At 42.5% G+C, this 1585-nt stretch carries 2 protein-coding genes and 1 pseudogene; all 3 read right to left on the bottom strand.

The window, feature by feature from the left end; translation table 11 throughout:
* Positions 1-347 (bottom strand): annotated as a pseudogene (locus RTW80_RS25025) (prepilin peptidase); the annotation flags it as partial.
* Positions 332-892: a lytic transglycosylase domain-containing protein gene (locus RTW80_RS25020; protein WP_000014005.1), complete on the bottom strand. Its 561-nt coding sequence runs from the start codon at positions 890-892 to the stop codon at positions 332-334. The gene RTW80_RS25020 and the pseudogene RTW80_RS25025, both read right to left, overlap by 16 nt.
* A 9-nt stretch (positions 893-901) precedes the next feature.
* Complete coding sequence (locus RTW80_RS25015; RefSeq protein ID WP_000908227.1) at positions 902-1516, bottom strand: type 4 pilus major pilin; 615 nt, start codon at positions 1514-1516, stop codon at positions 902-904.
* Positions 1517-1585: the final 69 nt, after the last annotated feature.

Here is a 1585-nt window from a genome sequence, read left to right as displayed (position 1 = left end):
GTTATGATTTGTGATAATATTCCAGCGATTAAAAAACGCCTGGTGAATGTACCAGGTAAGAGGCCTGTTAGTGCATCCGTTACTGCCATTTGCAGCATGAACGAAAGAATAAGAACAGCATGAATACGGTAGAGAAGTTGGGATGGCGATAAAATAATTAATGCCACAGCTATACTATATAGCCATATTCCTGACAGAACTGCAGTGTGTGTCTTATACCAGAGATGTTCTGTATCAGATAAAAAATAACGAACTCTGAATAACAGAGTTCGTCCAATAATGGAAAATATGAACATCAATGGGAGGATATAAACAGGGGAGAGACTTATGCCTACGATTGTCTGCATTGTCTGCCTCCCTGCCCGGGAAGGCATATCCCTTTCATGTCACGATAAATTCTCCATACTTTATTAGCATATTGCTCTCTTGTTTCATGTCTGTCCTTACGGAATCCGGCATTGTATGATCCAAGGCAATTCCAGCTGACGCCACATATCTGAAAATGTCTTGCCAGTATCCAGCTTCCTATATGGATATTAAGACATGGTTTGGTAATTAAATCCTCAGACTTTTTGATTACGCCCATCTTTATAAGCTTTGGAATATGGGTTGAGTTTATTTGCATCAACCCATAATCCGTACTACTGGCTTTGCCTGTTTTTCTGTCCTTATTTATGTTAATTGCGCCCGGCTTCAATGAAGATTCCCCGGCAGAAATGGCCTTCAACAATAATGGTTCAATTTGATAGCGTGCGCCGGCGGCGGCAAAGCAATTGTCCCACTTGTTAGTCCAGATTTGTTTGGGGGCGATGTATGAAGCTCGGGCGGGATAAATAAGAGAACAAAGCAGGATTAATGAAATAAGTCTGAGGGGCACTTTACCCCCGGACATTAAAACTCCTTAGCCATTGATGGTGAAGATTAGTTTGTTTGTACCGGTGCTGCCATTATCAGCTGTGCATTGCGCACTGGCTTCTTCAGTAGTGACTTTTCCATCATTGTGAGTCGTACTGTTCAGGGTAATACCGTTAGTTAAACCAGTACGACTGATTTGTGTGGCAATCTGGATACAGGCATCCTGTGGGACTTTTTCATAGGTGACGGTAAAACCATTGTTGAAACCTGATGTTGAAGCCGGAGCAACAGTTACGGCACCGCCCCATGAGTTATAGAGCGTTGCTGTACCTGATGATGGAGTACCACGCACTGTCATAGTCTTGGGTACGCCACCCATCTGAATGAGAGCACCCGTCATTTTGGTTCCACTGGTAAACGTATATCCATCGCTACCTTTTAGCAGCCCCTGAGTACTTGTGATGATTGTCTGTATGTTCGAACTTTCATTTGCCACACCGGTTCGTGAACGCAACATATACAATCCACCAAAAACAAGGGCAAGTACGATAATTACAACAAGTGCTATTGCACCCTGTTCCATAATACCCCAGCCTTTGTCATGAGACGTTTCTTTCTCATTTTTCTTCAGAGCGTTAACATCAATATTTTGGATTAACATAAATACCTCGTTTTATTTAAAGATTACCCATACTGTTGTCGCCAATATACTGAATGTCTACAACGGCCC

Origin of the sequence: Escherichia sp. AM3, assembly GCF_032029835.1 — a bacterium.
Classification (GTDB): domain Bacteria; phylum Pseudomonadota; class Gammaproteobacteria; order Enterobacterales; family Enterobacteriaceae; genus Escherichia; species Escherichia coli.
This window is presented reverse-complemented; position numbering and strand designations above follow the sequence as displayed.

What these genes read in the sequence shown, in the direction of transcription:
- RTW80_RS25015 (WP_000908227.1), bottom strand. Translation starts at nt 1,516, where the DNA reads ATGTTAATCCAAAATATTGATGTTAACGCTCTGAAGAAAAATGAGAAA.
- RTW80_RS25020 (WP_000014005.1), bottom strand. Translation starts at nt 892, where the DNA reads ATGTCCGGGGGTAAAGTGCCCCTCAGACTTATTTCATTAATCCTGCTT.